At 41.7% G+C, this 23401-nt stretch carries 22 protein-coding genes, 1 tRNA gene and 1 pseudogene; 5 read left to right on the top strand and 19 right to left on the bottom strand.

The features are described from left to right. Positions 1–4: 4 nt before the first annotated feature. The gene (gene rsgA, locus FOC72_RS00255; RefSeq protein WP_002893880.1) at positions 5–883 is read right to left on the bottom strand and encodes a ribosome small subunit-dependent GTPase A; all 879 of its coding nucleotides are present in this window, start codon (positions 881–883) and stop codon (positions 5–7) included. Between the two features lie 234 nt (positions 884–1117). Next, a complete protein-coding gene (locus FOC72_RS00250) occupies positions 1118–5800 on the bottom strand; it encodes a Cna B-type domain-containing protein (protein ID WP_002893883.1) in 4683 nt (1560 codons plus the stop codon). Between the two features lie 194 nt (positions 5801–5994). Between FOC72_RS00250 and FOC72_RS00245 the strand changes: the two genes are divergently transcribed. Continuing rightward, positions 5995–6077 (top strand) — tRNA-Leu (locus FOC72_RS00245). 15 nt (positions 6078–6092) lie between these two features. Here the strand turns inward: FOC72_RS00245 and FOC72_RS00240 are convergent. The 6 genes and pseudogenes from FOC72_RS00240 to FOC72_RS00215 all read right to left on the bottom strand — a co-directional run bounded on the left by FOC72_RS00240 (position 6093) and on the right by FOC72_RS00215 (position 11388). Continuing rightward, positions 6093–6500: a hypothetical protein gene (locus FOC72_RS00240; RefSeq protein ID WP_002893885.1), complete on the bottom strand. Its 408-nt coding sequence runs from the start codon at positions 6498–6500 to the stop codon at positions 6093–6095. A 56-nt stretch (positions 6501–6556) separates the two neighbouring features. Beyond that, positions 6557–7429 carry a 16S rRNA (adenine(1518)-N(6)/adenine(1519)-N(6))-dimethyltransferase RsmA gene (gene rsmA / locus FOC72_RS00235; RefSeq protein ID WP_002893886.1) on the bottom strand — a complete coding sequence of 291 codons (873 nt, stop codon included), beginning with the start codon at positions 7427–7429 and terminating at the stop codon, positions 6557–6559. Positions 7430–7594: 165 nt separating this feature from the next. Beyond that, positions 7595–9649, bottom strand: coding sequence for a retron Ec67 family RNA-directed DNA polymerase/endonuclease (locus tag FOC72_RS00230; protein ID WP_032913980.1), 2055 nt, complete (start codon positions 9647–9649; stop codon positions 7595–7597). A gap of 263 nt (positions 9650–9912) precedes the next feature. After that, positions 9913–10044: pseudogene (locus tag FOC72_RS00225) on the bottom strand (SDR family NAD(P)-dependent oxidoreductase); the annotation flags it as partial. Between the two features lie 11 nt (positions 10045–10055). Continuing rightward, on the bottom strand, positions 10056–10625 hold the full coding sequence (gene rnmV, locus FOC72_RS00220) for a ribonuclease M5 (RefSeq protein ID WP_002893890.1): 570 nt from the start codon (positions 10623–10625) through the stop codon (positions 10056–10058). Further along, positions 10618–11388 carry a TatD family hydrolase gene (locus tag FOC72_RS00215; RefSeq protein WP_002893891.1) on the bottom strand — a complete coding sequence of 257 codons (771 nt, stop codon included), beginning with the start codon at positions 11386–11388 and terminating at the stop codon, positions 10618–10620. Before FOC72_RS00215 ends, rnmV begins: the two co-directional genes overlap by 8 nt. A gap of 236 nt (positions 11389–11624) precedes the next feature. Between FOC72_RS00215 and FOC72_RS00210 the strand changes: the two genes are divergently transcribed. From FOC72_RS00210 to FOC72_RS00200, 3 genes are read left to right on the top strand one after another with little or no spacing between them, the layout of a single operon-like run. Then, positions 11625–12101: a DUF2975 domain-containing protein gene (locus FOC72_RS00210; protein WP_032913983.1), complete on the top strand. Its 477-nt coding sequence runs from the start codon at positions 11625–11627 to the stop codon at positions 12099–12101. Between the two features lie 8 nt (positions 12102–12109). Beyond that, the gene (locus tag FOC72_RS00205) at positions 12110–12325 is read left to right on the top strand and encodes a helix-turn-helix domain-containing protein (protein ID WP_002893895.1); all 216 of its coding nucleotides are present in this window, start codon (positions 12110–12112) and stop codon (positions 12323–12325) included. 2 nt (positions 12326–12327) lie between these two features. Further along, positions 12328–13743 carry a DUF4153 domain-containing protein gene (locus FOC72_RS00200; protein ID WP_002893897.1) on the top strand — a complete coding sequence of 472 codons (1416 nt, stop codon included), beginning with the start codon at positions 12328–12330 and terminating at the stop codon, positions 13741–13743. A gap of 131 nt (positions 13744–13874) precedes the next feature. On the opposite strand, the gene FOC72_RS00195 is transcribed toward FOC72_RS00200, so the two are convergent. Next, a complete protein-coding gene (locus FOC72_RS00195) occupies positions 13875–14435 on the bottom strand; it encodes a DNA-3-methyladenine glycosylase I (protein ID WP_002893899.1) in 561 nt (186 codons plus the stop codon). A gap of 11 nt (positions 14436–14446) precedes the next feature. After that, positions 14447–14911, bottom strand: a complete 465-nt coding sequence (locus FOC72_RS00190) for a pyridoxamine 5'-phosphate oxidase family protein (RefSeq protein ID WP_002893900.1) — start codon at positions 14909–14911, stop codon at positions 14447–14449. 24 nt (positions 14912–14935) lie between these two features. Between FOC72_RS00190 and FOC72_RS00185 the strand changes: the two genes are divergently transcribed. After that, on the top strand, positions 14936–15553 hold the full coding sequence (locus FOC72_RS00185; RefSeq protein WP_002893902.1) for a helix-turn-helix transcriptional regulator: 618 nt from the start codon (positions 14936–14938) through the stop codon (positions 15551–15553). Positions 15554–15614: 61 nt separating this feature from the next. Here FOC72_RS00185 and rpmH read toward each other — a convergent pair whose 3' ends face one another. The 9 genes from rpmH to FOC72_RS00140 all read right to left on the bottom strand — a co-directional run bounded on the left by rpmH (position 15615) and on the right by FOC72_RS00140 (position 23368). Further along, positions 15615–15749: a 50S ribosomal protein L34 gene (rpmH, locus tag FOC72_RS00180; RefSeq protein WP_002893904.1), complete on the bottom strand. Its 135-nt coding sequence runs from the start codon at positions 15747–15749 to the stop codon at positions 15615–15617. A 138-nt stretch (positions 15750–15887) separates the two neighbouring features. Next, entirely contained in the window at positions 15888–16520 is a 633-nt protein-coding gene (locus FOC72_RS00175; protein WP_002893906.1) for a hypothetical protein, read from the bottom strand. Positions 16521–16537: 17 nt separating this feature from the next. Next, complete coding sequence (locus FOC72_RS00170) at positions 16538–17632, bottom strand: DUF6287 domain-containing protein (RefSeq protein WP_002893910.1); 1095 nt, start codon at positions 17630–17632, stop codon at positions 16538–16540. Next, entirely contained in the window at positions 17604–18629 is a 1026-nt protein-coding gene (gene jag / locus FOC72_RS00165) for an RNA-binding cell elongation regulator Jag/EloR (protein WP_002893912.1), read from the bottom strand. The genes FOC72_RS00170 and jag overlap by 29 nt, the downstream gene beginning before the upstream one ends. A 21-nt stretch (positions 18630–18650) precedes the next feature. After that, positions 18651–19466: a YidC/Oxa1 family membrane protein insertase gene (locus FOC72_RS00160; RefSeq protein ID WP_002893913.1), complete on the bottom strand. Its 816-nt coding sequence runs from the start codon at positions 19464–19466 to the stop codon at positions 18651–18653. Continuing rightward, a complete protein-coding gene (rnpA, locus tag FOC72_RS00155; RefSeq protein WP_002893914.1) occupies positions 19450–19809 on the bottom strand; it encodes a ribonuclease P protein component in 360 nt (119 codons plus the stop codon). Before rnpA ends, FOC72_RS00160 begins: the two co-directional genes overlap by 17 nt. A gap of 148 nt (positions 19810–19957) precedes the next feature. Continuing rightward, positions 19958–21343: an argininosuccinate lyase gene (gene argH, locus FOC72_RS00150; RefSeq protein WP_002893915.1), complete on the bottom strand. Its 1386-nt coding sequence runs from the start codon at positions 21341–21343 to the stop codon at positions 19958–19960. Between the two features lie 14 nt (positions 21344–21357). After that, the gene (locus FOC72_RS00145; RefSeq protein WP_002893917.1) at positions 21358–22557 is read right to left on the bottom strand and encodes an argininosuccinate synthase; all 1200 of its coding nucleotides are present in this window, start codon (positions 22555–22557) and stop codon (positions 21358–21360) included. A gap of 175 nt (positions 22558–22732) precedes the next feature. Next, a complete protein-coding gene (locus FOC72_RS00140) occupies positions 22733–23368 on the bottom strand; it encodes a DUF6287 domain-containing protein (RefSeq protein ID WP_002893920.1) in 636 nt (211 codons plus the stop codon). Positions 23369–23401 lie beyond the last annotated feature (33 nt).

The following is a 23401-nucleotide window of genomic DNA, read 5'->3' as shown; positions in this document are numbered from 1 at the left end:
CTCCTTATTTAGAATTTTTTTTGGCAACTTTTTTATAGGTCTCCCGACGATTCTTGATCTCGCTGAGAAACTGCAGGTAATTATCAAAGCGGAATGACGCTATCTGGCCGGACTCGACTGCTGGCTTAACGGCACAAGCTGGCTCGTGAGTATGAGTGCAAGTACGAAACTTACAGGACTGGCTAAACTCAGCAATCTCTGGAAAAGCTTGATTGAGATCTTCAGCTGTGCTCACCTCGTAATCCAAAGACGAAAATCCTGGCGTATCAGCAATCTTCCCACCGTTTAGATTGTAAAAGCTGACAGCCCGCGTCGTATGGCGGCCACGGCCCAGACTTTCAGAAATCTCTCCTGTTTCCAACTGCAGGTCTGGGGCAATTTTATTGAGCAGAGTGGACTTTCCAACCCCAGTCTGTCCCATAAAAACAGTGATTTTCCCTGTCAGCAGCGGCAGCAATTCCTCAGTCGACTTAATGACCTCATAGCCGATGGACTGATAGGCCTGTACATAGACATCCAAGCTCTGCTCATCTCCAAGCAGGTCTAACTTGCTGATGTAGATAATAGGATGAATCCTCTTATGCTCTAAAAGCACCAGAAAACGATCTAACAGATTGGCATTGAAATCTGGCTCTTTCGCGCTCATGATTACAACTGCCTGGTCAATGTTGACAATCGGCGGCCGCACGAGACTGTTCTTTCGCTCTGCTATTTTTAAAATATAGCCTTCCGAGTCTTTTTCAGCTGAAAATTCGACTTCGTCACCGACATAAGGTGTCTGCCCTTTTTTGCGAAAATTACCCCGCGCTCTAGTTTGATAAACCTGTCCGTCCGACTCTACATAATAAAAGCCAGCTAGAGCCTTAATGATTTTTCCTTGCAAGATTGCTCCTTAAAAGTTAATACACTCATTATAACAAAAAATGCAAGATTTAGCTTGCTTGTTTTGCATAGAAGGCATTTCTTAAGGTCAGGTTCATTTTTCATAGAAAGCAGCTACTTTAAAATACTTGAGATGAAACTGACATGATAAAAGCGAACAAGTCCAAAAGAACCTGTTCGCTTTTTTATATCAAATGAGACGCTCACTGTAATTTTCAGTAAGTCTCAAAACTGATTAGCTGCGTTTCGCCTTAGCCATCAGCATTCCTCCTGCGAGAAGCGCTGCTAGGAAGCCAAGAATAGTAACAAGGAGATTTTCTTCCTGACCAGTACGAGGAAGAGTTTTCCCTCCGACTTTCGGAGCTTGAACGCCTGGCTTATTATTTACCGCTCCTTCAACAGCATCTTTCTTAGCAGGGATATGACTGAAGGTCAGCTGAGTACCGTTGATCTCAAGCTTGTAGCCATCAACTGGATCAGCCGCAACACTATAGACAATTTCCTTACCATCCTTGTACTTAGGAAGGTCGCTAAAGTTATACTGCCAACCATTTTCTTCTGACACAACTACTTCTTTGATTCGTTTCCCATCTGCCAAGAGGCGAACAGTAATTTTGGAAGGTCGTACCTTATCTTGATTTTCAGCATCTGACCATACCGCAGTTCCCTTAACAGCAATCTGTGTTGGTTTATAGCTGTTAGTCAAAGTGAAGCTGCCATCTGTTGCTTGTTCTTGGCTACTGCTATAACCCTCAACTGTCACTTCTTCAAGGACTGTATAGTTGATTTTCTTGCCCTTCTTATTCTTAGGCAGATCTTTGGACTCAAACTTCCAGTCAGTAGCGGCTGTCACTTCCAGCTCATCTACTACCTTATCTCCGTCCAAAATCTTGACCTTGATAGATGCTGGGCGCTTGCCATCTTGATTATTAGCATCATCCCAAACCTTTTGACCAGAGACTTTAACAGTTTCTGGAGTGTAGGAGTTGGTAATGGTGAACTTATCAATCTTAGTTTCATACTGAGCAACAGCATCTTCCTTAAGTGTGTAGGCAATCTCTTGACCATTTCTATATTTAGGCAGGTCTTTAGATTCAAACTTCCATCCATTAGCAGCTGTTACTTCAAGTGTATCAACAATAGTGCTTCCATCCATTACCTTAACTGTAATAGATGTTGGGCGTTTGCCGTCTTGATCGTCTGCATCATCCCAGACTTTCTGACCAGAAACTTTAACCTGCTCTGGAGTATGAGAGTTGGTAATCTTCTGACCTTCTACTTTCGGACTGTAACCCTTTTCTTTCAAAGCGGCTACTGTTGCATCATCCTCTTTGACAGAGTAGGTAATCTCCTGTCCCTTGTCAAACTGAGGCAGATTGGTGAAGCTTGCTTTCCAAGTGTTAGCAGCTGCCTCATTATCAGCCGTCAAGGTTAATGTCTTACCTGCGACAGCAACTGGCTCTTCACCGTTTACTGAGCGATACAGCTGTACTGTGATGGAAGCCGGACGCTTACCGTCTTGGTTATTAGCATCATCCCAGACCTTCGTAACAGCATACTCCGTACTTTGAGGAGTGTAAGAATTGGTAATGGTGAACTTATCAATCTTAGTTTGATAGTCCGCAACCGCTTCTTCAGTGACAGTGTAGGCAATCTCTTGGCCTGCTGCATACTTAGGAAGAGCTTTAGACTCAAACTTCCAATCGTTAGCAGCTGTTACTTCCAGCTCATCTACAACAGTATCGCCATTTTTCACCTTAACCTTAACAGAAGCTGGACGCTTGCCGTCTTGGTTATCAGCGTCATCCCAGACTTTTTGACCAGAAATCTTAATCATCTCTGGAGTGTAAGAGTTGGTAACTGTGAAATCTTTGATTTCTTTAGTATAGCCAGCTACATCATCTTCCTCGATAGAGTAATCAATCTTCTGACCATTTTCATAAACTGGCAGATTTTCAAATTTGGTTTGCCATTGATCAGCAGCCGTCACTTCCTTGCTAGCGACTTCTGTCTTTACACCGCCGACTGTCTTCATCAGCTTAATGCTAATCTTAGTTGGACGCTTACCGTCTTGATTATCGCTGTCATTCCATGTCTTGCTGGCAGTGATTTCTGTCTTTTCTGGTGTATAAGAGTTAGTGATATTGTAGCCGTTGAGATTAGTTGAATACCCCGGTACAGATTCTTCCGTCACTGTATAGGTAATCCGTTGGCCATCCTTGTAGACTGGCAAGCCAGTAAAGTTGTAAGACCAACCTTCTGCCTCACTGACTGTTTGGGTATTGACTTTTTGACCGTCAGCTAGCAGATTAACTGTGATAGAAGCTGGACGTTTGCCATCTTGGTTATCGCCATCTTCCCAAGTCTTGCTTCCAGACACAGTCGTTGTCTCTGGAGTGTAAGAATTGGTGATGTTGTAACCATCCACTTTGCTAGTATAACCTGGAACAGCTTCCTCACTTACAGTATAAGTGATTTCTTGGCCTGCTGCGTACTTAGGCAAAGCCTTGGACTCATACTTCCAGTCGTTAGCGGAAGTCACATTTTGCTCATCCACAACCGTATCACCATTCAGAATTTTAACCTTAACAGAAGCTGGACGCTTACCATCTTGGTTTTCCGCATCATCCCATTTCTTCTGACCAGAAACCTTGACCGTTTCTGGGGTGTAAGAGTTGGTGATGTTGTAGCCGTCCACCTTGCTCGTGTAGCCCGGTACAGCTTCTTCTGCAACAGTATAAGCAATTTCTTGGCCTGCTGTATACTTAGGAAGAGGATTAGATTCATATTTCCAACCGTTAGCAGCCGTCACTTCCTGCACATCGACAATATCTTGACCTTTCAAGATCTTGACTCTAACAGCATTTGGACGCTTGCCATCTTGGTTTTCCGCATCATCCCACTTCTTCTGACCGGAAATCTTGATTGTTTCTGGTTTGTAAGTGTTGGTCACTACAAAGCCGTCAGTAGCATTGCCAGTTACCTGAGATTGATAGTGAGGAACCGCGTCTTCTTCCAGAGAATAAACAACTTCTTGTCCCTTTTCATATTTGTTCAAGTTGGCGAACTCGGTTGCCCACTGGTCAGCTTCGGTCAGAGTTCTGTTCGCAACTTCTGATTTCTGACCGCCGACTTCTTTATAAAGTTTGACAACAACATTGGCAGGACGTTTGCCGTCTTGATTCTCGGCATCATCCCATTTCTTGCTGGCTTTGATAGAGATTTTCTCTGGCGTACGAGTATTGGTAACAGTGAGATTCCCCTGATCTACTTCTGGAGCATCGTAGCCATCAAGCTGATCTTCACCGATTGTATAGGTGATTTTTTGTCCGTTGGCATCAAAGATTGGTAAATCAGTTGTCTGAGCTGTCCACTCCGCATCAGTACTACCACCAGTTACGGTCACTGTCTTATCAGCCAGTTTTTGACCGTTAGCGTAGACATCTACAGCAATAGAAGCTGGACGCTTGCCGTCCTGATTGTTTTCATCTTTCCAAATTTTCTTGACTGTCAGCTTTTTGCTGGCATTTGGATCCACCGTATTCTTGACTGTTTTGACTGCACCATCAGCCTTGATAGTCACTTTCATCGGATTGCTGTCCAGTACATAGCCTTCTGGAGCTGTGACTTCTTCTACTGTGAATTGGCCTTTCTTGATTTCTTCACTTGAGAAAGGCTGTGTAGAAACCCGACCGTTAGCATCTGTCGGCGGCAGAGTAATCTCTTGGCCGCTAGGAGTTGTCACCTTAAAGACAGCACCTTCCAGCATTTTACCAGTCTTAGAATCTTGCTTGTAGAGAACCAGACTGTTGCTGATATCTGCTGTGATAACACCGCCTTCTGTAATCCGGCTGCTACGCTCTATCGTAGAGCTCGTCTGACCAGGGCGATCATCTCTGAATGGCAGTTTTGTATTATCAACTTCCATCTCAGCCGTATTGGATACCAAAGAACCATCAGCTGGTGAAGTTGTCATATAATTCAACATAAAGGCACGATTGCCTGGGTTATTGATAGTTAGAGTAAACTCTGTATAAGTGTCATTATAGGCAACCGTATAATCTTGACCTTCTTTCAAGATAACAGAATTCGCAATACTTGATAAACTCTGCGTGTACTCCCCTTGGCGAAGGACAAGTTGCTCCGGAACGAATTGCATTGGTGCACTGCTATCTGGAATGACGTCCTTGATAACAATCGGAGAATTATAGGTCTTTTGCTGAGTATTGATACGAACAGTCCAGTTATGTGAGTAGTCACCGCTCTTGCCGAGAATAGCCGAATTATATGGTTTCTTAGCAATGACCCCTCCAATCTTAGCGTAGTTTTCACCGGCTGTTGAAAAACTGCTTTGTTTGCGCTCGTTAATGGTTACCTTATGGCTCATCGCGCCTTGAGTTTCCTCAGGCTTATAATTCCAGTCCTGATCAGCGCCTACTGTCGTCGCCTGAAAATCAAAGAAGAAGCTCCCTCTAACTCCACTAGCAGTTGTCTTGGCCTTGTAATCTGCCAAATTCTGAATAGTAACCGTAATCAGACCGCCCTTACCCGAACCATTCGACGTCATCTTAGCCGCTCCAAGCTGGACCTGCGTTTCATTATCCGTCAGGGTAAAGGTTGTACCATTAGCAATGGTTGCACCGTTTGGTACTGTAAAGGTAAAGGTATCCCCATCCTTGAGCTGGTTATCGTAAGCAGACAAATCAAAAACTAGCTCATAGCGATAATTTCCCCCTTGAACCAAATTGTAAGCACCGTTAACCTTGGTTGCTTCGCGGCCATTAGAGTGGTCCCAAATCTTAATATCTGTGATTGCATTCTTCAAAGCATCAGCTTGAGCAGTTGCAGTAAACAGCTTCAAATCCAGCAAAAACAGAAGGGGCAGCATCAAAAACAGCAGCCATTTTTTCAGTTTCATAACATTCTCCTTTTTTATTTTGTTACCTAAATAAGTAATTAATCTAATTGTAACAAATACTTGCTATAATGGCAATATCATAGAACTATTTTAGTAAAGAAAAAATAGAAATTTTTCTGCTTTTTTCTTACAGTGAAAAAAACTGATATTCTCTATTGGCATTTTCACAAAAATAAGTTATAATAGAATCTCAAGCGGAGGTGGTGGAACGGCAGACACGCATGCTTCAGGCGCATGTGCCCGTACGGGTGTGAGGGTTCAAATCCCTTCCTCCGCATAAAAAGCAATCCTATCATGATTGATAGGATTTTTTGTTATTATGAAGCAGAATTACACTGCTGAGAAAAGCCAGAAAGGTCAGTCCCCCTGTTAAATACTTCTCTAATAGACTCGCGGTCACAAAGAAATTGAAAACAGTAGCCAAAAAGAGAAAAACAGTTCCGCTTAAGATGAACTTTCTCAGAACAGATGACTTTAAACTACTTCTTAGCCAACCGCCAAAAGATAGATAACTGAAACCAAAGAAACCCCACATCAAGAAAAGCAGGAAGTTGACAGGACGCAGCCACAAAGGAAATACTATATAAGTACCGCCAAATACCAAACGTCCCAGCGGAAGTCCTAGCAGTAGAAGGAAATGGAGCAAAGATTGCGAAAACCAGAGCAAGGCAGAAAACAAAGACAGACATTTCACTTTCATATGTACCTCATTAGCAAAATAGAAGACCAGCTATATAGAGCGGATCTTCTATTGTTTTATAATCCTTCAGACTTCAGAGCGTCTGCCAAGCGCGCAAATTCCTCTAAACTCAGAGCTTCTCCCCGAACACTTGGAGATAACTCCGCTCGTTCTAGAGCCGCTGTCAATTTGCCTTTAGTCTCCTCAGACTTCCCGAAACAACTGGTCAGGTTATTCCAGAGAGTCTTCCGACGGTGGACAAAGCTGGCCTTGGAGACCTTGAAAAAGAATTTCTCGTCCTGTACCTCAACAGCTGGCTGGTCTCTGCGCACCATCTTGAGAATCGCCGAATCCACATTAGGCGCTGGTACAAAGACTGTCCGCGGCACGATAAAGGCAACCTTGGCCGTCATATAATACTGCACCGCAATCGACAAACTGCCGTAGGCCTTGGTATTAGGCTGAGCTGAAATCCGATCTGCTACTTCTTTTTGCATCATAACGACAAACTCACTAAAAGGAATTCCGCTCTCAATCAAATGCATGAGAATCGGCGTCGTGATGTAGTAGGGCAAGTTCGCCACTACCTTGATAGGCAGGTCTGGATTTTTAAACTCTGCTATGTACTGAGCCAGATCAACCTTGAGAATATCCTGATTAACCACTGTCACATTGTCAAAATCGCGCAGGGTATCCGCTAAAATCGGTACCAGCCGATCATCAATCTCAAAGGCCATGACTTCTGCAGCACTTTCCGCCAAAAATTCTGTCAATGCCCCAATACCAGGACCAATTTCGATGACATTGACCTTTTTGTCAATCTCAGCAGTATCCACAATCTTCTGGAGGATGTTGGTATCCGTCAGGAAATTCTGACCGAACGATTTTTTAAAAGTGAAACCGTGACGCTCCAGAATGGCACGGGTTACACTATGATCTGCAATACGCATGTATCGTCTCCAATTCTGTATATCCCTATAGAAATGCAAAATATTTTCTATATATATTTGTTAAATAAACAATTTTACTTAAATATTCTGTTTTTTTCTAGTATTTTATACTATTTTTCCTATACCAGAATCAATATTTTTGATTCTACAAACTATATAACAGGATTAATCATTAATATTCTGATAATCTAAAATATTATTTCTTATGCCATCTAGCAAAGGGATAAACTCAGTAAAATCGAATTCTTTATAATTTTTCAGAACATGCTTTGAAAGAATTTCTTTTCCATAATAATTTGCTCCACCATCTTTATGAAATTCCTTTCCTTTTAAAATAGGTGGCGAATTTCGAGACGACGAAAATAATAAATCTTCAATATCAGACGAGTTACCGTCATTCTTATTAGGTATTAGAGGAGTTGCCATTATATATAGGCTATCCTTTTTATTAATTCGCCAAGGTTTTTCTCTTCTAACTTTTTCTAAATTGTCTGAAATCTTATCTTCTAATTTTTTATTCTTTGAACCCTCCGATTCTTCATTCTGAGGATTCATCAAGTCTTTTGCATGACTCGCAAATAAAAATAAGGGCGATTTATCATTGCCATTTCTATTATTCGGTTCATTATCAAATAAAAATATTGTTGGATATTTGGGAATACTATTGGTTAATTGTTTGAAATAAGTAATATAGTTTGTGTATAAAATTCTTTCTTCTGAATTTAGTGCAAAAAATTTTTTCTCTTTTTTCTCATTATAGTAAAATTTATCAGAAAAATAATTATACCAAAATTTAAAACCTTCTCCCCCTTCTGGAATATTAAAAAGATATTCTATCGTATTAGTATGATTCAGAAATTCAATTTTAAATATAAAATCATTTCCATCTTTTTCAACAAGTTCTGGATACTTTTGATAAAGGTTTTTTAAAGCTGCTTTAATATATCGTGGATCGGTCTTCCCCTCTGTTACAATTATCGGTTTGTCATTTCCGAAAAAATATTTATAAAATAGAAATTTCTTGTACTCTTTTTCTCTAGAATTAAATAGAGACATGTACGTTTTCTTTTGTTCCTTACCTATACTGTAGAACTCTGTTGGTAAATTATATGTATTATGTTTTTTATTATCGAATAATTCTTTTCGTAAATCTTTATTATAAAAGATATATTTCCAATAATATTTCGATTCAGATTTTTTTGATGAGTTTCTGCCTAATAAATATTTCTGTGCATCCAGATTATTTTGAATCAGGGACTTTTTATAAAGTAAGTAGTTGTTGTATTGATCTATTTGAAAAATAAAAGCAAAGCGTCCCGTTAATTGATTCAGCGTTCCTGGTTTTTTATCTATTTCAAAAGCACCATCTTTGTATAATTGAAAAGCCATTGCACGAGTATTTTTTATGTACTCTCTTTTTACATTTATCTTCTTGTTTACAACTAGCCCAGTAACTTCTTGGCGCTGCATGTTATTACTCAATCGTGTTTTTTTAGGATTGATTTCAAAACCAGATGAGATGATTACCTTCTCTAATTCAGTTAAAAAGTTATCTAACTCTTTGCTTGCCCTCAATTTATTAGAGTTTAATTCACGATTTGTTGAAAAAGTCATATCATCGGCATATCTAGAATATGTAAAACGATATTTTTTAGCAATTTTGACAATCCGATAATCTAAAATTCTAGTAATTAAATTTGTGATGATGGGAGAAGAAGGGGCCCCTTGTGGTAACTTACCTTGGTAACATGCAATTTGAGCAATTACTGTAGCAATTTCGGGTGAAACAGCAAAATCCCTGTCTTTTATAAAGAAGCCTCTTACTCTTCCAAAATTAAAAGAATCAAAAAAGTTTTTCAAGTCAATGTTCAGAATGTATTTCTTGTTTCGATGCATCTGAGAGTTGGTAATAATGCTTTTCCCCTTTTCAAATGCGTGAGACAGAACAGGTGTTTTAAAGTTCTTATCCTTAGATTTAGATTCTATGCTTTCAAGGTAACATTCCCACAAAACATTAGACAATTTTTTCTGAAGGAACTTCAACCCTTTTTTGGGGGCATGTATAACTCTTTCTCCACCATTCTTTTTAGGGATAGTGAAAGAGTTATATAAATTATCAGTTTGTATATTGTACAATAAATAATTGATGTATTTAGCACTTTTCAAACCAAGTAGCTTAGCAAAATCATCTTTTGTCTGTAGTTGATTAAATTTAGTCATCATTTTTCCTCATAAAAAAAGCGTATGATAACTCTTACGCGAACAAGATTGTCAGTAGAAATTCTAATGTATCCTGAAGCTATTAACACCAGGTGAAGCCAAACATTCCTATAACATTGTTGTTAATACTTGCGAACACACAAGTCAAAAATCTAATCATACGCCTCTATATATTACCATAAAAGCTTTGCGTTTACCAATAATTATATCATTAGTACGTTGTGCAATCTCAATATCGACAAAAACATAACTCTAACGCATGTTTTCTCACAGGCTTGCTCAGCTGCTTCTTTCCGCCGGCAAAATAGGGTCACTGACCAGCCCTTTTCAGCTAACTGTTTAGCAGCCTGATATCCAATCCCACTATTGCCACCCGTAATAATTACTTTTTTCATTTTTGACTCCGTTAGTCTGAATACTTAAGCATGGCTTCTTCCACTTCCGCCAAAGTCACCCCAAACAATTCCAAGCGTTTAAGCAGCTGCTTGCCGTTAGAATAGCCGATACGGAGCTGCTCACCCAGATACTCTCGACGCTGACGGCTGTCGCTTCCCATAAGCAGACCTAGTCGCACAAGATCGCTTTTGGTGATATCAAAATTATCCTCATCATCAAAATATCCGACCAGCCCAGCTAACGCCTGCTGTAAATCCTCAAATGATGCATGCTCTACTCCAAGCGATTTACCTTTGTTCTTAGACTTGGGAGCCGCCTCATCTCGACGGAGAAAGGCATGCTGAGCAGTTGGCACTGTCTCCATAATCATTCGACGGATACGCTCACCGTTGTAGTCTGGATCGGTAAAGACAATAACCCCACGCAGCTGGTGCAGTTTCTCAATCCGCTCTAGGTCTTCTTCATTGATCGCAGACCCTCGCGTCTCGTAAGTATCAACTTGGTAAAATCGCTGCAGATTGGCTGTGTCATCCTTGCCCTCAACGACGATTACCTGAGGGATTTTTATCTTCTCAGTCAAGCCCAAACACCTTCTTTGCATTATCATAGGTCGCTTGTGCTACTTCTTCGACAGTCAGACCACGCAGTTCAGCAATTTTCTCTACCACATAGCGAGTATAGGCTGTTTTGTTTTCTCGGCCACGCTTGGGAACAGGCGCTAGGTAAGGTGCATCAGTCTCAACGAGAATTTTGTCCAAGGGCAGGTTCAGCGCAGCCTCCTGAATGTCTGTCGCTTTTTTAAAGGTGACGACTCCAGAAAAGGAAATCATCATTCCTAGCTCGATAAAGCGCTCTGCCATTTCCAAAGAGCCAGAATAAGAGTGCATAATACCGCCTCGAGGGCCGACACCCTCACTCTTGATAATCTCATAGGTATCCTCTAATGCGTCACGTGTGTGAACGACAAAGGGCAGGTTCAGCTCTTTAGAGAGCTGGATTTGGCGTCGGAACACCCGCTCCTGAACATCCTTGGGCGCAGTCATCCAGTGATAGTCTAGCCCAATCTCACCCAGAGCCAGCACCTTGGGGTGACGAAGCTTGCCCAGCAGATAGGCTTCCACCGCCTCATCATAAGTCCCAGCCTCAGTCGGATGCCAACCGATCGTAGCATAAAGCTGATCATAGCTGTCAGCCAACTCCAAGGCGCGCTCAATGGTTGGTCGGTCAAAACCGACAATATTTATTTTACTGACGCCCATTTCTGCAGCCAGCTGGAGCTCCTCTGCCTCTCGACCAGCAAATTCTTCCACATTTAAATGCGTGTGTGTATCAAAAATCTTCATGTTTTACTTCCTTGTATTTCCTGTCCTTTATTATACCAAAAATCAGGCGAAATATTCATCCCATTCCACTCTGTTCATCTCCTGACAAGAAATCCATCTCTATACAATAAGAACTTTTTAGAAACTTTCATCTAGTCCTTAAGACTGATTTTATCTTTTTTCGATAATTTTTTATTGATTATCGATAAGAGTCGTGTTATAGTTACTAAGAAATGAAACGTTGGTCGGAGGAAATTATGACAGACAAAATGAAAAAGACTGCTGAAGATATGAGCATTACTCTTACAAAAATCAGTATCAGCCTTTTATTTATTGCTTCCATTATCCTGATTGCTCTTGGACCTTGGGTCGTCAACCTAGTTATCGAATTTCCCTCTCCTTTCTTTCAAGGAGAGACACGCTTTTGGATTTTGCTGCTGCTCGGCTATGTCCTCGGCTGCCTAGCTCTAGCCTGCATTGTCCATCTCTATCGGCTCCTTAGCCGTATTGGTAAAAATCAGGTTTTTATCACACAAAATGTTCAGTACATGCGCTACCTTGGCTGGGAAGTGGGCACTGTCGCTCTTATCTCCCTCTTTATGGGACTGACAGCCTACTTGCCCATGCTCTTAATCACTGTTTCTTGCAGTATATTGACCCTGATTATCCGTGTCATCCGCAATGCCTTTGGCAAGGCCATTGAGCTACAGGATCAAGTGGACTACACTATTTAGGAGGTCTTATGATTCAGATAAATTTAGACCTTGTCATGGCGCAAAAGCGCATCAGCGCTGGCCGTTTAGCAGAGTTAATTGACCTAACACCAGCCAATCTATCTATCCTAAAAAATAATCGAGCCAAGGCTGTCCGCTTTTCAACACTCAACGCTCTCTGCCGTGAACTAGACTGCCAGCCTGGCGACATTTTGGAGTATATCCCTGATGAGGAGGAGAAATAATTATGGAATATCCAGCACAAGAACAGATGAATGTCCAGCCTTGTCTGCCCACAGAGGAGGAAAGACAGACCATCTTCACTGGCCTAGAGGACAAGCAACTGCGATTCTTTAAAATCAGCTATCTAATCCTCTATCTTTTAACCTACTTTTACTCTGCAGTATTTTTTAATTATCAAACTGCATCCTTTTTCCCTTTTGCAATCGGTCTTATATTATTAAGCGAAGCCTTAATCAGGAAATTGGCCTATCCATCACTGCAGATAAAAAATCTTGACAGCAGATTAGAGGCTAGAAGCTTTCTGATCATGACGCTAGCTCAAGCTCTGGCTTTAAGTCTCTGGGGGCTTCATCGTCAGCTAGAATTTTTCCAATTTCTAGCCATCCACATCTCATTTGCTTTCTATATTTTGTCCCGCACCGGCTGGTTAAGCCAGGGGCGTTTGGGTATCCTGGTCTGGTTTGATGCCATTCAAGCCTTCTGCATCCTGCCCTTTAAAAATTTCATTGCTGCCATTTTAGTCTTTATAGAAGGTAAGCAGCAGGACTCTTCTGACAGCTCTGACAGTATGTCTTCGAAGAAAACCCAACAGCTCGCTATTATCGTTAGCAGCTTCTTTGTCGCAGGAATCTTGGTCTACTTTGTCTGGTCCCAGCTAAGTCAGGTTTCAGACAGCTTTGCCTCCTTCTTCAGCAATACTGCTGATGTTATCGAAAATCTCCTTGACTCCCTCTTTTCAAGTCTTGATAGCGGCATGATTCTCTTCAAGGCCTGCCTGGCTGTTCCTGTCAGTCTGTACTTGTACGGCCTCCTAGCCGGCAGTCTGTTAGGCAAAAAAGATACTAAACTTAGCTACAAAAAATTCCAAGCAAGTATCCACCCTTTGCGAGTAGCACCCGCTTTCGCAGCCTACATTATCATCGGCAGCCTTTGCCTGACCTATGCTCTCTTCTTCCTAACGGGTCTGGGTGAGCTCGGTCAGCTCCTAAGCGCCGGAACAGTAGCTCAGGCTATTTCTCCGCAGAATGCTTCAACTGTTGCCGTAGCTGGCTTCTGGCAGCTGGTTCGGGTGTCTATCCTTAACTTTGCAGTCCTAGGTGTCTTCTATCTGATTGCCAAAAAACCGCTCTGGGATCAGAAAGGGACGCGATTCGCAGCTACTATTCTCTTTATCTTTACTGGTCTGCTGGCCTTGCTAGCCGGCTGGAAATTATTTGGCATCTACATCTACCTTTACGGACCAACACCGCTGCGCTTGATTTCAGCATGGTTTATCCTAGTTCTCTTGGTTTGGTGCCTACTGACCCTGATTCGCTTCTACAAACCTATCCAAGCTATTCGCATCGGTATCTTTTACGCCCTGATAAGCTTTACCTTGCTCTGCTATCTGTATCCAGTTCTTTTACCAGTAGCAAAATAAGCAACTGTGCTCAACTATACACAAAAAACCAGAAAGAAAAACAGTTTCTTTCTGGTTTTATTCTCCTTTTTTACATCATTTACCAGCATTCAATAATAGACCGCTCACCTTTCCAATTCAAAGAAAAATGATTATATCCTAAAATCACAGGTCAGCAAATGATCATTGACCATGCCAATGGACTGCATAAAGGCATATACAGTCGTAGAACCAACAAAAGAAAAACCTTTCTTTTTGAGTTCTTTACTAATTTTATCGGATAGATCCGTTCGAGCAGGCACCTCTTCAATACTAGACCATGAATTAAGAATCGGTTCATTCTTTACAAAAGACCAAATATAAGAATCCAAACTACCATAGTCTTCTTTTAATTTTAAATAGGCTTTAGCATTTTTTATAACTGCCTTTATTTTCAGCCTATTTCGTATCACTCTTTGATCACTAAGCAATTCTTCAATCTTCTGCTCGTCATAGTTGGAGAGTATTTCAGGATTGAAGTTTTCATAAGCCTCTGTCATAGCATCCATTTTTGACAAAATAGTTTGCCAGCTCAAGCCCGCCTGCTGACCTTCCAAAATCAACATTTTAAAGAGTTTATGCTCGTCATGCACAGGTCGCCCCCAGTCATGGTCATGATAATTTCTCTCAAGCTCACTATTTTCAGCCCAATTGCATCTTTTTATCTCAACCATCTATTTTCTCCTTATAGTTTGATTTTCTCAACTTGATTATTATCTAAGACCAAGAAGGCATTAGAAAAAGATACTTCAAAAAGTTGCAAAGAGTTTATGTATTGCTCAATAATAGCTTGATAATAAGGGTACTTCTGGACAAAAACGCCTCTTATATCCTCAATAGAAAGCTGACTTTCTTTGACTATCCCTTGAATTCGGATATACCTCCCATCACCTTTCGGGATTGTTGTAAGAGCTATACGATTATTGGTTGCCAACTCTTGAATTTTTTGACTATTTTTAAATGAGATAAAGAACAATTTCTTTGTATCCTTATCATAGTAAAAATTTACAATTCTTACATTTGGTATATCCTTTACAGAAGTTGCTAGGGCCATTTCTGTCTGTTCTGCCAATAAGGCCTTAAAATATTGATTCATATTTGACTCCTTTATTATTTTCTCTAAAACTAGTATAATATAAAAAGGTGTCATTTTTTGAAACTATTTAATAAAAACATGGAGTTTCTCATGAATAAATCTCAAAGAATTAACGATATGCTTATTTTTCTCAATAAGAAAAGACGATTCAATCTAAAAGATATTATGAATCGATATCACATTTCAAAAAGCACTGCCCTTCGTGATATTGCCAGCCTTGAAACGTTAGGCATTCCAATTTATTCTGACTTAGGCCGGAATGGCAGTTATAAAATTCTTAGCAACGACTTGTTATCTCCTATTATTTTCTCCATAGATGAAATTTCTGCCTTGTATTTTTCCATGCTGACTCTGGAAAACTACAATATGTGCCCTTTTGATATTGACCTGCAAAAATTAAAAGAAAAATTTGAAAACTCGATTTCAGAACAGCAGTTAAGCAAGATTACAAAAATTGAGAAAATCCTTCAACCAGAAGTCAGAAAAACAATCAACAACTCTCAGTTGCGAATAATTCTCGATATTCTATTGAACAGGCAGGAAGAATTTTTTCCAATTAAGTATGAACAGCAGTCTCTCCAAGTTCAATTTATCAAACTATTTAGCCACAAAGGGGACTGGTATGTGGAGGTCATAAATAAAGACACTAGACGAAGAGAGGAACTTTCCTGCCAATCTATCGACTTTAGTCAATAAATTTAAGACAAAAAAACCAGCGGTCTCGAGTCTCCGCTGGTTTCTTGATAAATCGTTTGGATTAAGCAGCCAAAACTTTGCGTCCTTTACGACGGCGAGCTGCCAATACACGACGACCGTTTTTAGTTGACATACGGTGGCGGAAACCATGTTTACGCGCACGACGGATTTTACTTGGTTGATAAGTACGTTTCACGATGAATACCTCCTCTTAGATTCTTGTATTCGTTTAGCCGGCTAGTTGTGATCAGTTACTAAACATACTTTACTATTCTATATGATTCCGGGGCTTTTGTCAATACTTACTTAAATAACTTTCTCTTTGTAAACGTAATCATATAACCCGAGTCGCTTCATAAAAGGGAATCAAGGCTGTCATGGCCTCCTGCAGCTGGGACAGCACTTGCTCTCTTGAAGCAGCCTGAGAAAGGGGAATATCGTATTTGACTAAGACCTTACGAACCTGACCGGCCGCTAACTGCCGAGTAAGAAACTGGCGATTTTCCTCTGTTCCTTCAAAGCGCTGACTCACACCATCTATCTGAGCAAAATAGTAAGCTGGCGGCTGAATAGGCAACTCCAAGACCCGATTTTGCTTGCTGAGGCTGTGCTCATCTTTCTTGCGCTCCATGAAGCTCACCTCCAGCGACACTCCAAAATCTTCTGCAGTTCCATACAAGCGCAGGGCAAACATTGGCTCTGTGATTTCCCCATAGCCTTTAAGATAATTCCAAAAATGGGGCCGCAGTATCTGCGCCTGATTCATCCACTGGCTGGTTCGCTCCAAGGTCAGCTTAGGATAGAGGCTCTGAAAATCCTTGACCAAGTCTGCAAACTCCTTGCGTGCCGCCTGCCCCTTAGCTCTTAGCTCCAACATAGACTCACGCAGCTGCCCTGCCTTGTCTGGAGATATATACTTAGCCCCTTGATGAGGCAGATAACTTTCAATAGCTGGAAAAAGTGACATAAAAAATCCTTTCTTTTTTACTCTTTATAATAGAATACTTCTGACTTATTAACGTTAACACTTTGCGTGATAAGAATCCTGTCCCTCTTACGATTAGAAGCATCCATTATTTTTTGATTATCCAAAGTCATAGTCATATCTACACCAGCAGGAATAAATAATATTGCTGCACCCGGACCACCATAGGATACACCACCCTCTAAATAGGAGTTGACCATTTTAAACTGATTTCCTAATTTTAGCCCATTAGTCACCAAACCATTTTTATCAAAGGTCAGCTCTTCTCCATTTCCATTTTTCCACGTACCTTCAATACTTGAGAAATCACCGTTTTGAATGCTCGATAAATCCATTTGAGTTGAAATTTCTGGATTGTCCTCTGCTCCTATGGAGCTTTTTGATTGATAAGATTCAATATCTTTCCAAGTTAACGAAGATAGATCAACTTCTTTTTTAGAAGCTAACCCAAAAACTGAATCTACGCTTTTTTCAGAATTTGAATCTACACCTGCTATTTGAAAATCTGCTTCTTTTAGCACATCTATACCACTATTATCAGATCTCAGTCGATAAAGATAACCCTTAGCATCAGGACTTAGAGAGTGCCATTGAGCATAAAAGACTGTTCCATCTGTATATATTGTGGCGCTTTCTCGACTTCCACCTGCTGAAGCTACTTTTGATTGAGCTAAATAAGTTGATGTTCCTTGATTCAAATAATAAATAGCCGCTAAATAATAAGCCCCGTCAGAATGATGTCCTGTGATTAGTTCATTCGTCCCATTTTTATCAATATCATAGAATGTGTATATCTGCGCACGGCCTTCAGAAGTATCTTTTGTTAATTTATCCAAAGTCGAAGCATATAATTTTTCATCTTGTTCTACTGAAATCGAAGAACTCTTTTGCTCTTTGTCCAATGCACTCTTACTCGAATCAGGAGTATTATCCTGATTCTCTATTTTCTTTTGACCACAGGCAGCAAGTAATGCTAACCCTAAAATAATTAGAAAAACTCTCTTCTTCATAATTCTTTCTCCTAGCTTATTACTACAAAAACCAGCATCTCTGCTGGCTTTCTTTTTATTCGCTGTCAATATCCACAACGACATAGCGGTTAGGCTCGTCGCCTTCGGAATAGCTAGTCACGCCATCAATGCGAGAAATGATGCGGTGGATAATCTTGCGCTCGCTGTTAGACATAGGGTCTGTGTGCTGACCGCGTCGGTCTTCCAAAGCCCGCTGAGCCAGTTTCTGCGCATAGCTTTGCAGCACTTCTGCCCGATGCTCAACATAGTCATTGACATTAATTGAAATGTAGAAGCTCTTAGAATATTGGTTATAAAGATAGTTTTGCGCCAATAGCTGCAGAGCTTTCAAGACTTTTCCGTGGTAGCCAATCACGCGCCCCGGTTCATTGGTATCAATCTGCATGTTGATAGTTCGGCGGTTGTGGCTGCTGGAAATGCCCGCTTCAACATCCATCTCATCAACGATTTTCTGAACATAGTTCGTTACATTCTCAACTACTTCTTCAATATCGTAGTCAGCTTCGACTTGGATGCCTAAGTCAGCAAAAGAGCTTTCTTCTGTTTCTGTCGGCTCAGCCTTGTCTTTAGCTGCTTGTTCAAAAGAGATAACCTTGCTATCGTCCGCTTCTGCTTGAGCAACTGCCTCATCAATAGCTTGGTTGGTCTTGAGAAGATCAATGGTGCCTGTCTCTTCTAAAATCGTATTGGCTTGCTTGTCATTTTTGAGAATTTCAGCCTTGACCTCATCTGAGATAACTTCTCCTTCTCCTTCGACCTTCTTGATGGCAGCTACCACACGGCCCAAATCAACCGTTGCTTCACTGACAGACTGCACAGGCTCATTCTGAGCGTTAATCTCTTCGGGAACACCTTTTACAGCCTTTTGATTGGCCTTGACAACTGTCGTCTCAGCAATCGGCTCGACATCCACCTGAGCTGGCTTCTTGCCAAACAGACCTAAAAAGCCTTTTTTCTCACGTGAAATAACAGTGATATGCGCTCTCATACGTGGAATATCCAACGTTTTCAAACCATTTTGAATGGCTTCTTCAACACTTGCTCCTGTAAAAATAACCATTGCAAGAGTCCTCCTTCTTACTTACTTTTTCTTTTTCTGTGCTTTTTTCAGGGCACGTTTCTTTTTCTGTTCCAATTGACGCTCTGACCGTTCCTTGGCTTCCCGCTCGGCAATGATTTTAAAAGGATTGCTCAGCAGCAAGGTCTGAACCACCTGATAAGCATTTGAGACCGCCCAGTAGAGGGCTACCCCGCTCGCCGCATAGAGGGCAAAAAAGAAAATCACAACTGGCATTAGGTACATCATGACTGTCATCCCGCCATTTCTCTCAGGCAAAGCTTTGTTTGAAAGCCACGTACTGAAGAAAGTGAAGAGAGCCGCCAACAGCGGAAGAATAAAGGTCGGATCTGTTGCTCCTAGATTGAGCCAGAGGAAGTGACCTGTCTTCATGAAATCAACCCGAGTTAGGGCTTGAAACAGAGCCAGGAGCACTGGCATCTGGATAAAGAGCGGAATGAATGAAGCATAGGGATTAACACCCTTTTCTTTGTAGAGCTTTTGAGTTTCCTCAGCCAAGGCTGTTCTGCTCTCCATATCCTTACCAGGATACTTTTCCTGCAGGCGCTTGATATGCGGCTGTACTTCCTGCAGCTTGCGAGAAGAAGTCGTCTGGAATTGGAAGACCGGCAGGAGAACTGTCCGGATAATCAAGGTAAAGAGAATAATCCCAATCCCCTTGCTTCCACCAAAGGATAGAAAACGAATGGTGTCCGCAAAGAAATAGACTAACTTCTCCCAAAAGCCATGTGAATCGGCCGTTACTTGACTGGTTCCGCAGGCTGTGAGAAAGAGCAGCGAGGCGACCAGCAAAATCCCTAATTTACTTTTCTGTTTCACAAATGAATCCTTCCTGATAAAGTTTAGCAATCTTTAATACATGCAATAAATTTTGTTCAACTTGGTGGTAGTCCAACTCTTCCACTCCTTTGCGAGCAATAACTACGAAGTCTGCCTGGACTAGATGTTTTTGATGCTGCATCAAGACATGGCGGATTTTTCTTTTAATACGATTACGAACTACTGCATTCCCCAACTTTTTACTGACGGAAATTCCTACTCGAAAATGCTTTTGCTCTTTTTCTAACATGTAAACGACAAATTTTCGATTAGCAAAACTCTGTCCACTTTTAAAAATCGCATTAAAATCTTTTTCGCTCTTGACGCGATAGTTTTTTCTCAAAACTCAACTCCATCCACCAAAATTATATCTATTATACCATATTTTTCGAAAATGCCAATAAGTCCTGCTATGACGCCGTTTTTGCAAATATTTAAAAGGTCGATTCACCAAAAGAACACCGCAATTCCCTTGCGATGTTCCCTATATCTTATTTCTTTTCCAGCTGTTTCTTAGCTCTTTCCAACTCCTGACGAATCTGTGCAAATCCTGTCCCGCCAAGGGAATTCCGCTTTTGTACAGCCGTTTGTGATTCGAGCGCTTGATAAATATCTTCCTCAATCAGTGATGACACTTCTTGATAGCGGCTCAGCGGAATATCCTGTAGATAATAGCCTGCCTTGCTGCATTCCAGCACCAACTTTCCGACAATCTCATGGGCTTCCCGGAAAGGCAGTCCTTTCTTGGCCAGATAGTCAGCCAATTCTGTCGCATTGGAGAAGTCTTGCTGGGTTGAAACCAGCATTTTTTCCTTATTGACTGTCATACTAGACAGCATACCCGCCATAATATCCAGCGATTTTTGGATAGTATCTACTGTATCGAACATGCCTTCCTTGTCTTCCTGCAGGTCCTTATTATAGGCCAAGGGCAGGGATTTCATAACCGTCAGAAGACTGAAGAGATGGCCATAGACCCGGCCGCTCTTACCCCGAATCAGCTCCGCCATGTCCGGATTTTTCTTTTGCGGCATAATGGATGATCCTGTACTAAAGGTGTCTGACAGACTGACAAAGCCGTATTCATAGCTGCACCAATTAATCAGCTCCTCACAGAGACGAGACAGATGCATGATGAGAATACTGCTGTTAGATAGAAACTCCAGGATAAAATCTCGATCACTGACCGCATCCAAAGAATTGTGGTAAATGCCTTTGAAGCCCAATAAATCAGCCGTCAGCTCCCTGTCAATTGGAAACGTTGTCCCCGCCAGAGCCGCTGCTCCTAAAGGAGACAAATCTGTATGCTCTAGATTAAAAGCAAAGCGCTGACTATCTCGGCTGAACATCTGATAATAGGCCAGCAGATGATGAGCAAAGCTAATCGGTTGGGCATGCTGCAGATGGGTATAGCCTGGCATGATGGTCTCTACATGCTCCTCTGCCAAGTCCAATAGAACCTGACGCAGATTCAAGAGTTTATCCGCAATCTGACCGAGCTGATCCTTGAGATAGAGGTGCATATCTGTCGCCACCTGGTCATTACGGGAGCGAGCCGTATGAAGCTTGCCAGCCACTGGCCCAATCTCCTCGGTCAGAAGAGCCTCCATATTCATATGAATATCTTCATTACGCACATCAAACTCAAGCTCTCCAGCCTCATAACGTGCTAACAGCTTTTCTAGGCCTACCTGAATAGCAGCTGCTTCCTCTGGAGCAATGATTCCTGCCTGCCCCAGCATTTTGACATGGGCTAGGCTGCCCTGCAGATCATAAGGAGCCAGACGATAGTCAAAGCCAATGCTAGCGCCAAACTCTTCTACCCATCCCTCCAGAGAGGCTTCAAAACGTCCGCCCCACAGTTTATGATTCACCATAGGAAAGCCCCTTTCTATTCGTCCTTGTGAGCCTGAACCTCTGCGTGAACCTTAGATGGAAGCCCCCACAGCTTGATAAAGCCAATCGCGGCATCCTGATCAAAAGTATCTGCACTGGTATAGGTAGCCAGACTTTCGTCGTAGAGAGAATTGTCAGACTTACGTGCTACGACTGTCGCAGACCCCTTATAAAGCTTCACCTTAGCTGTGCCATTGACCACCTGCTGGGTGGACTTGAGATAGGCAATCAAGGCTTCTGTCGCTGGATTAAACCAGAGACCATTATAGATGAGATTAGACAGCTCATTTTCGATAATCGGCTTGAAATGAGCCAATTCTCTGACTAGAGTCAGATCCTCGATTTCCTTGTGGGCAGCCAAGAGAGTCACCGCCCCAGGGCATTCATAGATTTCCCGAGACTTAATCCCAACCAGACGATTTTCCACATGGTCAATCCGCCCAACACCGTGTTGTCCTGCCAAGTCATTCAGCTCAAGAATCAAGTCCGCCAACTTCATCTTTTTACCGTCTAAAGCAACTGGCACGCCAGCCTCAAAATCAATATTTACATAGACTGGACTGTCTGGCGCTGCTTCTGGTGCAACCGTCAAATCATAGGCGTCTTCAGGTGCTTCATTCCAAGGATTTTCTAATACTCCGCACTCATTGGCCCGCCCCCAAAGGTTTTGATCAACTGAGTAGGGGCTGTCCAGATCTGCTGGAATTGGCACACCATTAGCTTTAGCGTAATTAATCTCTTCTTCCCGAGACCATTTCCACTCCCGAACCGGAGCAATCACCTTGAGCTTGGGATCTAAGGAGGCGATAGCGACTTCAAAACGTACCTGATCGTTTCCTTTTCCGGTACAGCCATGGGCAATGGTTGTCGCCCCCGTCTTGTGGGCAATTTCAACCAATTTCTTAGAAATCAAAGGTCGGCTCAGAGCGGACACTAGAGGATATTTTCGTTCGTAGAAGGTGTGTCCTTGCAGAGCAACCAAGACGTAGTCTTCCGCAAACTCGTCTTTAACATCAATAACATGTGATTCGATAGCGCCTACTTTCAGCGCCTTGTCATGAATGAAATCCAAATCATTTCCTTCACCTACGTCCATACAGACCGCGATCACATCATAATCCTTGTTCAGCCAAGTAATGGCCACCGAAGTGTCCAAGCCACCGGAATATGCTAAAATGACTTTCTCTTTAACCATATGATTACCTCTATCCTTCTACATTTTATTTTTAAACATTCTACTGTATGAAAATGCGAATGTCAAGAGAAATTTTAATATTTATTAAAATAAAAACGTTTTATCAATTTTTATTCAAAATCAATATATTATATACTGGACTCAAAACAAGAAAAAAAGAGTCCGTCAAGACTCCTTATTTTACGCGGTAAAAAACATCGGGATGTTCGGAAACGCTCTGGGTGATGATGAAACGATCTTGACTGGTATCAGTCGGATCTGTCCCATTGACAGTCTCCCCGGCTGGCAAACTCTTTCCTGCTGGAATGATAAGAAAGGCAGCACCGGTTTGGTTTTTCCAACGAATCCCTGCTCGGTAAATCCCATTTTCATCTGGCCCAGAGTAATCTCCTGTCTCAAGCTTGGCAACATCTGACTCGATACCAGACTCATCGAAAGTATAACTGTTCCCTTTGGCATCCTGCCAAGTACCAATCATGCTGGAAAAATCTCCAGAAGCAATAGCCTTCATATCCAAACTAGAAGTTGGTGCCGTCTCTTTCTCTCCTTTGCTAGCTTCCTTGGCAGACTTTTCAGCTTCAGTTTCCGAATTCTGCTTAGAGCCTGTATCAGAAGTTTCCTGACTATCTGCGTCGCCAGAAAGTTCGCTCGAATTGCTCTCTCTTTCAGACTTTTTAGAAGATGCAGAGCTAGGCGAACTTACTTTAGAATTGTTGGAAGCTGGAGTCATTTGCTCTTTCTTTTGATTACAGGTTACTAGCACGAGTAAGGCTAGTAATCCTCCAATCAAGATGATGATCCATTTTTTCATTTCTCTCTCCTTAAGGTATTTTCTTATTACAAT

Origin of the sequence: Streptococcus sanguinis (assembly GCF_013343115.1) — a bacterium.
GTDB classification, from domain to species: domain Bacteria; phylum Bacillota; class Bacilli; order Lactobacillales; family Streptococcaceae; genus Streptococcus; species Streptococcus sanguinis_H.
Note: the sequence above shows the minus strand (reverse complement) of the source record. Positions and strands in the feature narration are given on the sequence as shown.

Coding starts and splice junctions, on each gene's coding strand:
- FOC72_RS00250 (WP_002893883.1), bottom strand. CDS start 5,800: ATGAAACTGAAAAAATGGCTGCTGTTTTTGATGCTGCCCCTTCTGTTT.
- FOC72_RS00240 (WP_002893885.1), bottom strand. CDS start 6,500: ATGAAAGTGAAATGTCTGTCTTTGTTTTCTGCCTTGCTCTGGTTTTCG.
- rsmA (WP_002893886.1), bottom strand. CDS start 7,429: ATGCGTATTGCAGATCATAGTGTAACCCGTGCCATTCTGGAGCGTCAC.
- FOC72_RS00230 (WP_032913980.1), bottom strand. CDS start 9,649: ATGACTAAATTTAATCAACTACAGACAAAAGATGATTTTGCTAAGCTA.
- FOC72_RS00215 (WP_002893891.1), bottom strand. CDS start 11,388: ATGAAGATTTTTGATACACACACGCATTTAAATGTGGAAGAATTTGCT.
- FOC72_RS00210 (WP_032913983.1), top strand. CDS start 11,625: ATGACAGACAAAATGAAAAAGACTGCTGAAGATATGAGCATTACTCTT.
- FOC72_RS00205 (WP_002893895.1), top strand. CDS start 12,110: ATGATTCAGATAAATTTAGACCTTGTCATGGCGCAAAAGCGCATCAGC.
- FOC72_RS00200 (WP_002893897.1), top strand. CDS start 12,328: ATGGAATATCCAGCACAAGAACAGATGAATGTCCAGCCTTGTCTGCCC.
- FOC72_RS00195 (WP_002893899.1), bottom strand. CDS start 14,435: ATGGTTGAGATAAAAAGATGCAATTGGGCTGAAAATAGTGAGCTTGAG.
- FOC72_RS00190 (WP_002893900.1), bottom strand. CDS start 14,911: ATGACACCTTTTTATATTATACTAGTTTTAGAGAAAATAATAAAGGAG.
- FOC72_RS00185 (WP_002893902.1), top strand. CDS start 14,936: ATGGAGTTTCTCATGAATAAATCTCAAAGAATTAACGATATGCTTATT.
- FOC72_RS00175 (WP_002893906.1), bottom strand. CDS start 16,520: ATGTCACTTTTTCCAGCTATTGAAAGTTATCTGCCTCATCAAGGGGCT.
- FOC72_RS00170 (WP_002893910.1), bottom strand. CDS start 17,632: ATGTCGTTGTGGATATTGACAGCGAATAAAAAGAAAGCCAGCAGAGAT.
- jag (WP_002893912.1), bottom strand. CDS start 18,629: ATGGTTATTTTTACAGGAGCAAGTGTTGAAGAAGCCATTCAAAATGGT.
- argH (WP_002893915.1), bottom strand. CDS start 21,343: ATGGTGAATCATAAACTGTGGGGCGGACGTTTTGAAGCCTCTCTGGAG.
- FOC72_RS00145 (WP_002893917.1), bottom strand. CDS start 22,557: ATGGTTAAAGAGAAAGTCATTTTAGCATATTCCGGTGGCTTGGACACT.
- FOC72_RS00140 (WP_002893920.1), bottom strand. CDS start 23,368: ATGAAAAAATGGATCATCATCTTGATTGGAGGATTACTAGCCTTACTC.